We start from the raw sequence: 8,707 nt of genomic DNA, 5'->3' as shown, positions 1-8,707 counted from the left end.
AGAAAGGCCCAGTTAACTGGGCCTTTCTTTTTTAATTGCAAATCTTTTTGATTACCACACCTAGCCTGAAGAAGTGCAGGTCCGGCAGGGGGGTTACCCTGACCACTTCCACGACCGCATCGAGCGGTGAGAAGTCCGGTCCTTCAGAGGGGATGGTCACCCTCAAGCGGTCGCCCGGTTCCAGTTTTTTCTCCGTTTCCAGCAGCATTCCTGCGCCGCTCAGGTTACGGCAACGCCCTTCATAGCGCTCTTTTCCATCCACCTTGGTGAAGGTGACCATGGTGTCAACCTTCATGCGGATAAAGCCGCGTTTTTCCTCGTAGGATCTTTCTGACAAAGCCATGTGTCCTCTCTCGCTATGTTCAGCCTTATTATTGTGTTTTTGGGCATGTACCTCATGCAAGTCTCGTTCAGTATATCAGAGCGATCAGATATCGCTATCTTTTAGACTGCTAAATTATTTAGCGGCGAAAGACGGGCTCCGCGGCAGTCGCTGGTTGCAATGTCCCGTTATTGAGAGTAATTTTTAATCTTACAAAAGGAATGTCAGACACATTCAGCGTGTCTCCATGAACCAGGGTTGAATTCCTATAGTATGAAGTCCCCTCAGAAGCCGGGTAATGACATTACTATCCTGTTAATAGATCAGTTGTCAGAACTGCAGGCTCACATTTCCGGTTGTTTACGCGATGAGGGTTACCACGTCCACATCGAATGCGAAGCGGAGCCCGGTTTACGTTTTTGGGCAGAACACCACCCGCAGGTGGTGATTTGCGATGTTGCCTCCCCCGAAATTGATGGTCTCTCCGTTCTCAGTGAAATCACAGCCAGTGAATACAGCACCCAGGTCATCATGATCTCCGATGCGGGGGAGATGAACGATGTGGTCAAAGCCTTGCGTCTGGGGGCAACCGACTTTCTGCTGAAACCGATTTCCGATCCTGAGGTCCTGTTGCACGCAGTGAAGCGGGCCCTGGATGAGCACGCCATGTTGGTTCAAAACCAGCATTACCGCGAACAGTTGGAGCAAACCAACCGGGAGCTGAATAACAGTTTGCGCCTGTTGAAAGAAGACCAGGAAGCTGCCCGCGTGGTGCAACTGAAAATGTTGCCGGAAGCCAAAAAGCAGTACGGCAATATTGAGATTGAGTACAAGATCATACCCTCTCTCTATCTGAGTGGGGATTTCGTGGATTATTTCAGCCTGGGCCAGGATCGCCTCGGGTTTTACCTGGCGGACGTGTCCGGTCATGGGGCATCGTCCGCGTTTGTCACCGTGCTGCTGAAAACCATGGCCAACCGGGTCAAGCAACACTATAGCCGGGAGCAACCAGTGCCATTGCGGCCAGCGGAGATATTGAAACGGGCCAATGATGAATTGTTACCACTGGGGCTGGGAAAACACCTTGCCGTTTTCTGTGGTTATATCGATTATGCCGCTCGCAAGCTGGTTTATTGCAGCGCTGCGCACTTTCCGCCGCCGGTCCTGGTGACCAATGGTGGTGCACTGGCATTGGAGGGGAGTGGGTTGCCGGTTGGCTTGTTTGAAGAGGTGGCCTATGAAAATCAAGAGGTTAGCCTGGGGGAAAGCTTCGATTTGGTGGTTTTTTCCGATGGCATACTTGAGGTCATGCCGCAACAATCGGTAGCACAAAAAGAGCAATACCTTATGGAAATCGTTTCTAAGGGGATTCATAATATAGATCAGCTCTTAGATCACCTGGACTTACGCAATCAAGATGCGGTTCCCGATGACATTGCGCTTATGACGGTTTCTTGCTCACCAAGGTAGGGGGCAGGGTAGACTTTATTTAGACCCGTGGATGCGGGTGAAGCAGGGCAGTTTGTAGATCCATGGCTGATTCCAATACCGGGAAAGCACTGTACGCAGTCCATCAGGGTACTTATGTGCTGAAACTCATTGGTGAAATCCGGGTTCCGATTTGCGCAACTTTGGACAGTTTCATCGAGGGTATGTTCCAGGACTCCCAATTAAATTCTGTTCTGATTGATCTCAGCAAAACCCAGATCATCGACAGTACTGCTCTGGGCTTGTTAGCCAAGATCGCCATCCAGACCCGCAAACGTTTCCATCGCAAACCGCTCATCATCAGCACGGAACCTGACGTCACCCGGATTCTGGACACCATGGGTTTTGAAAAGGTGTTCAACATCGTTCATGAGGAACCGGTAAAGAGCCCCGCCATGTCGGAGATGCCCAACGTCCCCTGTGACGAGCGCAATGCTTTCGAGAAAGTCCTGGAAGCGCACCGAATCCTGATGGACATGAACGAACGCAACCACGAGACCTTCAAAAACGTGGTGGCTGCGCTGGAAAAGCCTCTGGAAGAGGGGGTGTCACCGGATCCCGCGTTCTGTTGTGGCGACACCAAGGTCCATCGTTTCAGCTAGTTCCCGTTCCCGCGGCTGTTCCCGTTTATCCTATTCGATCAATTGGCTTCCTGCAGCAGCAGGCTTTCCAGCTTGACTTGATCCTTGGCAAAGTTGCGAATGCCTTCCGCCAGTTTCTCGGTGGCCATGGCATCCTCGTTCATAAACCAGCGGAAAGAGCGCTCCGTCAGCGAGATTTTCTGCTCCGGTTTCAGGGGCATGGTTGGGCTTAACGCGCGAGTCAGTTCTTCGCCGTCCGCTTCCAGTTCGCCCATGAGTTGTGGGCTGATGGTGAGTCTGTCACAGCCGGCCAGCTGCTCAATTTCCCCCATATTGCGGAAACTGGCACCCATGACGATGGTGTTGTAGTCGTGTTGTTTGTAGTAGTGGTAGATGCGGGTAACCGATTGCACGCCGGGATCGTCCTGCGGGCTGTATTCCTTTGTTTCTGTATTGGCTTTGTGCCAGTCCAGAATTCGCCCCACAAAGGGCGAGATCAGAGTGGCACCGGCTTCGGCACAGGCGACCGCCTGGTAAAAGCTGAACAGCAGTGTCAGATTGCACTCGATCCCTTCCTGTTCCAATTGACGCGCTGCCTGAATGCCTTCCCAGGTGGAGGCGATCTTGATCAGTATGCGGTCCCGGCCAACGCCCAGTTTCTCATACAGGCGGATGATGCGGCGGGCGGTGCTGATGGTGGCTGCGGTATCGAATGACAGGCGGGCGTCCACCTCGGTGGAGATTTTGCCGGGCACAATAGCGAGAATCTCCTTGCCGATGTTCACTGCCAGATGTTCGCTGGCCAGGGCAATGCGTTGATCGCTGCTGGCACCGGCGGTATCCGCCAGGCTCTTCTCCAGCAGCGGTCGATAGTCTTCAATCGCGGCGGCCTTCAGCAGCAGGGACGGGTTGGTGGTGGCATCGATGGGCTGATAGCGGCGAATGGCCTCGATGTCCCCGGTATCGGCCACCACCGTGGTCATGGCTTTCAGTTGTTCCAGTTTGCTGGTCATATTACTGCCTTGTGTTTGAAATCGTTTGGTCAATTATGTCCGTATCATATGACAAATCGGGGATGAAGGCTGCAGCGGCCCGAATCACTTCCACGCCGGCGCCCTGGCGGTATGCATTCTCGCTCAGGTAGCGGCGCCATTGCCGGGCGCCCGGCCGGTTTTGAAACAGCCCGACAATGTGACGGGTCAGGTACTTGAGTTGAGCGCCGTTCTGCACGTGCTGCTCTGCATAATGATAGAGTTTCTCCATCAGTTCTGCGTCGCTGGCAATGGCGCGATCGCTACCAAAGATGCGTTGATCCACCTGCTTTAGCAAGTAGGGGCTTTGGTAGGCGGCTCGCCCCATCATCACACCGTCCACCCGGGTCAAATGCTGTTCGGCCTGATCCAGGTGGGTGATGCCGCCGTTGATGATGATTTCCAGCTCCGGGAACTCTTTCTTCAGTAAATACACCCGTTCGTAATTGAGGGGCGGAATGTCGCGGTTTTCCTTGGGGCTGAGCCCCTGCAGCCAGGCCTTGCGGGCATGGACGATGAACGTTTGTACCCCGCTGGCGGCCACAGTGGTGACAAAACGCTGCAGATCCTCGTAGTCGTCCTGCTGGTCAATGCCGATGCGGCACTTCACCGTAACCGGGATCGCCACAGCTTCAGTCATGGCCTGAGTGCAATCGGCCACCCGTTGCGGGTCGGCCATCAGGCAGGCACCGAACAGGCCGGATTGGACCCGGTCGCTGGGACAGCCCACGTTCAGGTTTACTTCGTCATAGCCGTAGTCTTCGGCCAGTTTGGCGCATTGCGCCAGATGTTGCGGGTCGCTGCCCCCCAGCTGCAGGGCCAATGGGTGTTCCGTAGCTTGATAGCGCAAGTGGCGATCCACATCACCGAAGATCAGGGCGCCGGTGGTCACCATCTCGGTGTAGAGTACCGCATTCTGCGTCAACAGGCGGTGGAAGCCCCGGCAATAGGAGTCAGTCCAATCCAGCATGGGGGCAATGCAGAACCGTCTGTCGATGATTTTGTCTTTCATATCAATGAGGTACTTAGCTCTCGTATACGTACTGGGCTGGCAAAGGGGACCGATTATAGCACTGTAAGGCAGCTCTTTTTACCTTTGAAGTGAGTGGCTATAATGGCGCCCCTGAACCTTGTTTACAGGATACCCCGAATGTCAGTCAGAACCCGAGTTGCTCCATCCCCCACCGGTGATCCCCATGTCGGCACCGCCTATATCGCGCTGTTTAACATGGTGTTTGCCCGCAAGTTGGGGGGGCAGTTCATCCTCCGCATTGAGGATACTGACCAGGTGCGCAGTACGGCGGAATCGGAGGCCATGATTCTGAATTCTCTGCGCTGGCTGGGGTTGAATTGGGACGAAGGCCCGGATGTGGGCGGCGCTTACGGCCCATATCGTCAAAGTGAGCGCTCAGAAGTGTATAAGCAGCACGCAGACCTCCTGCTGGAGCGAGGCCATGCGTTCATTTGCTATCGCACACCAGAGGAACTGGATCAGCTGCGGGAAGCCCGTAAAGCGGAGGGCAAGCACACTGCGTTAAAACCGTCGGATTTGCAGCTGCCGGCTGCAGAAGTGGAGAAGCGCAAGGCGGCCGGCGCCCCTTATGTTATCCGTATGATGGTGCCGGAGGACGACGGCAAATGTGAGATCCAGGATATGCTGCGCGGCACCATCGAGCTGGACTGGGGGCAGGTGGATGCCCAGATTCTGATGAAGAGCGACGGCATGCCCACTTACCACCTGGCCAACGTGGTGGACGATCACCTGATGGCGATCACCCATGTAATCCGGGGCGAGGAGTGGATCAATTCGGCTCCCAAACACAAGCTGTTGTACGAATATTTCGGTTGGGAAATGCCGGTGCTGTGTCATATGCCGCTGCTGCGTAACCCCGACAAAAGCAAGCTCAGCAAGCGCAAGAACCCTACCAGCATCAACTATTACAAACGAATGGGGTTCCTGCCCGAAGCCGTGGTGAACTACCTGGGGCGCATGGGCTGGTCCATGCCGGACGAAAGTGAGAAGTTCACCCTGCAACAGATGGTCGAACACTTCGATATCCAGCGCGTGTCGCTGGGCGGCCCGGTGTTTGATATCGCCAAGCTGAGCTGGCTCAACGGGCTGTGGATTCGTGAATCCTGCACTCCGCAGCAACTGGCGGAAAAGCTGAAAGACTGGGCCTTCAATGAGCAGTACCTGATGCCCATCCTGCCGTTGATTCAGACTCGCCTGGAAGTGCTCTCGGATATCGTCAAGCTGGCCGACTTTTTCGTGGCCGGCCAACTGTCCATTACCCCAGAGCAGTTCGAGTTTCCCAAGCTGGAGGCGGTTCAGGTCAGAAAAATCCTGCAATACAGCCTGTGGCAGTTTGAGGCCGCCAGAAGCTGGGATCGCGATACCATCAGCCAGGGCTTGAGCGGTCTGGCGCAAAGTATGGAGCTGAAAATGAAGGATTTCATGATGCCGCTGTTTGTGGCGATATCCGGCCGCGCGGCCGCGCCCTCCATCATGGACGCCATGGTGATCCTGGGCTCGGACATGACCCGAGCGCGCCTGCGTCACGCTATTGATCTGCTGGGTGGCCCCAGTAAGAAAGAAACCAAAGCCTGGGAAAAGGAGTTCAGAGGCTTCGAATTATAAAATCGGCCAAAAACTGTTGACAGGTCTGCGGATCGTCCTTAGAATTCGCAGCCTCTTCAGGTGATTCTCTGAAACGAAGCGAAAACAGCTTCAATATCAGAAGGTTAACCGATAAGGGGCTATAGCTCAGCTGGGAGAGCGCTACAATGGCATTGTAGAGGTCGGCGGTTCGATCCCGCCTAGCTCCACCAAATTCCGACGCAGTTTCACGTTGCGTCCCCTTCGTCTAGTGGCCTAGGACACCGCCCTTTCACGGCGGTAACAGGGGTTCGAGTCCCCTAGGGGACGCCATCTTTCCTTCTTGTCAGCCCATATTTAACGCCTCACTGTCTATATATCCATACAGTTGTCATGGAGTGACCTATGGAAGTTATCAAAACCCTCAGACCTGGCGATAGCGGTACCAAAAAGCTGACTGAGCGCTATGGGGACCGCCTGATATGCGTGCGATATCGCAAGGACGAAGCGAAGAAGCGCCGCTATACCACAATAGAATTAATTGTCGATGAAGGCCCGATTGACCATAACAAGCTGTACCGGCTTTCGCCCGAGGAGCGCTGCTTGTCCGTTGGGGTGTTTATCGCCAAAGGGGATCTTGAAGCCCGTAAGCAAGTGCTTGATGCAGGAGGGGTTTATGACCATTTGGCGGATCTATGGCGACTACCGTTGGGCAAAGTCGTCAAGCTGGGCATGGTGGAGCGTCTCAGGCAGGGGTAGATGCCTGGAATAGGCTCAAAATTGGTAATATTCACTTTTTTCTTGAGAACATCGTTTTTACAATAAGCTAAATTTCAACCAGTTTCTGACGCTCGGACATGAAGGGTGGGGCGGTAGCGTGTCTGGAGATGTGGTTGAATCCTTCCTTTGAATGTCACCTTATATTTCTTCCCAGCTAACGACAGTTAGATTTGAATTTATCCTAGAAATGGAAACTTGCCTGGATTTAGGGAATTTACTATTTGTGGGAAGGAATACATTAGATGTTAGAACGTACCGAGGTTAACCCCTTTTAAAAGAATGGATCTGGCGGGCTTTTCAAGTACGGATAAGTATCCAGGTTACTGTACCGCAGTGCGTCAGGTTCTATTTCGAATACTTCAACTGGGGCTGCAGGCTTATATTGCCGCCGTTATGCTAGCTATTTCTTCGTTGTCTGTTGGCATGAAGATTTACCGAACCAGGCAATGGTAGTCTGTGCACAACGTATTGCCTGGCAGGCTCCAGTATTCAAAATGGTACTTTTGGAACAATGCGCAGCATCAGGTTCGTTTAATGCAAGCGTGTTCCAATATCCACTAAATTCAGGCTTTACCAGTAACGGCTCCGATCGCGTAGATTAGTCTTAAATAGGCAATGGTAACAACGCGCGTTGGGGTTTCTAACAAGTCGTTCAAGTGGACACCGTTACGCTGCGCTCGCTTGTGCATTGGCTGCGCCAATTATCGCACAAGCCAGCTCCGCTCCACGGTGCCACTTAACTCAGTGTTATGCGATGTCCGGTTTTACGCATTGTAATTAGAGTTGAAATATAGAAAAAAGAGAATAGACCACGTATTAGTTATAAGTCAGGAGTCTACGATGTTGGAAATGAGACCTGGATGTGAATGCTGCGATAAAGATTTACCTGCGGATTCGAATGGAGCATATATTTGCTCTTTTGAATGCACCTTTTGTGAGAAATGTGCAGCGGATGCGCTGAAGTACATTTGCCCAAATTGTGGAGGTGGTCTTGTTCAGAGGCCGGTGAGACCTACCTCGAAGTTAAAAGCCAATCCTGCTTCTTTGGCTAGGGTCTATAACCCATCTGGATGTCAAAAAACAGCGTAGGCTCAGTTGTGCTCTTAGTGTTAAAAACATTTAAATTACAAATCAAATATAGGCCAGATATTACAGCGCGCATAACAAGGCCATGCAAGGGAAGCCACTACGCTCCAGCATATTTTGATTCGCTACGCTCATTTTATCAAAATATGCTTCCACTACGTGTCTCCCCTGATGGCGGCGTTAGCACGGTTGAGATCGGAGTCTAGAAAGTTTCGGAGTAAATTCACTTAAAATCATTGAATGGTTTTGAGTGTAAAAACACCTAGTTGGCACTAAGTGTTTTATGGCAGGTGGCAATACCAACTAAAGTTCGTATTGCTTGGTGCCAAATTCATTTGGTACTAGTGGTCTGATTTTTTTATGTGAGTTTATTGTTCGGTTTGATTATTTTTATAAAAACCAATAATGCTCTATTTTGTTCGTTTGTAGGTTTAGTAAGCTATATTAAGTGGTAATTTCAGGGTGGGCTTCGATTTTCTGTGTGCAATACGGCAGGGCAGTTGGTCGTCTCATTTTAAAACATCAGTTTAAGTGGTCGGTTGTGCTAACAAGTTGGTCAACGGGACGCAGCTACGTTCCACAAACAAGTGGTTCGCTGCGCTCACTTTACCACTTGTTTGTTCCACTACGCCGCGCCCGTTACCAAAGCGTTATAACGTACTGAGGTTAACCCCTTTTAAAAGAATGGATGTGACGGGCGTTTCAAGTACGGATAAGCATCCAGGTTACTGTACCGCAGTGCGTCAGGTTCTATTTCGAATACTTCATTTGTGGCTGCAGGCTTATACTGCCGTCGTTATGCTAGCTAATTCTTCGTTGTCTG

8 protein-coding genes and 2 tRNA genes are annotated in these 8,707 nt (G+C 52.0%); 7 read left to right on the top strand and 3 right to left on the bottom strand.

Translation table 11 applies throughout. From position 1 onward, the window contains the following. Positions 1-31: 31 nt before the first annotated feature. A complete protein-coding gene (locus D9N14_RS13640) occupies positions 32-343 on the bottom strand; it encodes a PilZ domain-containing protein (protein WP_290580578.1) in 312 nt (103 codons plus the stop codon). A 252-nt stretch (positions 344-595) separates the two neighbouring features. On the opposite strand from D9N14_RS13640, the gene D9N14_RS13635 reads away from it, so the two are divergent. Both D9N14_RS13635 and D9N14_RS13630 read left to right on the top strand, forming a co-directional pair. Beyond that, on the top strand, positions 596-1,792 hold the full coding sequence (locus tag D9N14_RS13635) for a fused response regulator/phosphatase (RefSeq protein ID WP_290580576.1): 1,197 nt from the start codon (positions 596-598) through the stop codon (positions 1,790-1,792). Positions 1,793-1,854: 62 nt separating this feature from the next. Next, a complete protein-coding gene (locus tag D9N14_RS13630; protein ID WP_290580574.1) occupies positions 1,855-2,412 on the top strand; it encodes an STAS domain-containing protein in 558 nt (185 codons plus the stop codon). Between the two features lie 38 nt (positions 2,413-2,450). On the opposite strand, the gene tal is transcribed toward D9N14_RS13630, so the two are convergent. Together tal and dusA are read right to left on the bottom strand one after the other, a co-directional pair. Beyond that, positions 2,451-3,404 (bottom strand): transaldolase, encoded by a 954-nt coding sequence (tal, locus tag D9N14_RS13625; RefSeq protein ID WP_290580572.1) that lies wholly within the window; start codon positions 3,402-3,404, stop codon positions 2,451-2,453. A 1-nt stretch (position 3,405) separates the two neighbouring features. Then, on the bottom strand, positions 3,406-4,434 hold the full coding sequence (dusA, locus tag D9N14_RS13620; protein ID WP_290580570.1) for a tRNA dihydrouridine(20/20a) synthase DusA: 1,029 nt from the start codon (positions 4,432-4,434) through the stop codon (positions 3,406-3,408). A 138-nt stretch (positions 4,435-4,572) separates the two neighbouring features. Between dusA and gltX the strand changes: the two genes are divergently transcribed. From gltX to D9N14_RS13595, 5 genes are all read left to right on the top strand, one after another. Further along, positions 4,573-6,060: a glutamate--tRNA ligase gene (gltX, locus tag D9N14_RS13615; protein ID WP_290580568.1), complete on the top strand. Its 1,488-nt coding sequence runs from the start codon at positions 4,573-4,575 to the stop codon at positions 6,058-6,060. Positions 6,061-6,175: 115 nt separating this feature from the next. Then, positions 6,176-6,251: transfer RNA gene (locus D9N14_RS13610), tRNA-Ala, on the top strand. 24 nt (positions 6,252-6,275) lie between these two features. Further along, positions 6,276-6,351 (top strand) — tRNA-Glu (locus D9N14_RS13605). Positions 6,352-6,423: 72 nt separating this feature from the next. After that, positions 6,424-6,777 carry a hypothetical protein gene (locus tag D9N14_RS13600; protein WP_290580566.1) on the top strand — a complete coding sequence of 118 codons (354 nt, stop codon included), beginning with the start codon at positions 6,424-6,426 and terminating at the stop codon, positions 6,775-6,777. Between the two features lie 861 nt (positions 6,778-7,638). Further along, entirely contained in the window at positions 7,639-7,887 is a 249-nt protein-coding gene (locus D9N14_RS13595) for a DUF1272 domain-containing protein (RefSeq protein WP_317622623.1), read from the top strand. The last annotated feature ends 820 nt before the right edge of the window (positions 7,888-8,707 follow it).

The sequence above is a fragment of the Ketobacter sp. genome, from assembly GCF_003671495.1.
Taxonomy (GTDB): Bacteria; Pseudomonadota; Gammaproteobacteria; order Pseudomonadales; family Ketobacteraceae; genus Ketobacter.
This window is presented reverse-complemented; position numbering and strand designations above follow the sequence as displayed.

Excerpts from the sequence above, each read along its gene's own strand:
- D9N14_RS13640 (WP_290580578.1), bottom strand. The coding sequence starts at position 343 with ATGGCTTTGTCAGAAAGATCCTACGAGGAAAAACGCGGCTTTATCCGC.
- D9N14_RS13635 (WP_290580576.1), top strand. The coding sequence starts at position 596 with ATGAAGTCCCCTCAGAAGCCGGGTAATGACATTACTATCCTGTTAATA.
- D9N14_RS13630 (WP_290580574.1), top strand. The coding sequence starts at position 1,855 with ATGGCTGATTCCAATACCGGGAAAGCACTGTACGCAGTCCATCAGGGT.
- tal (WP_290580572.1), bottom strand. The coding sequence starts at position 3,404 with ATGACCAGCAAACTGGAACAACTGAAAGCCATGACCACGGTGGTGGCC.
- dusA (WP_290580570.1), bottom strand. The coding sequence starts at position 4,434 with ATGAAAGACAAAATCATCGACAGACGGTTCTGCATTGCCCCCATGCTG.
- gltX (WP_290580568.1), top strand. The coding sequence starts at position 4,573 with ATGTCAGTCAGAACCCGAGTTGCTCCATCCCCCACCGGTGATCCCCAT.
- D9N14_RS13600 (WP_290580566.1), top strand. The coding sequence starts at position 6,424 with ATGGAAGTTATCAAAACCCTCAGACCTGGCGATAGCGGTACCAAAAAG.
- D9N14_RS13595 (WP_317622623.1), top strand. The coding sequence starts at position 7,639 with ATGTTGGAAATGAGACCTGGATGTGAATGCTGCGATAAAGATTTACCT.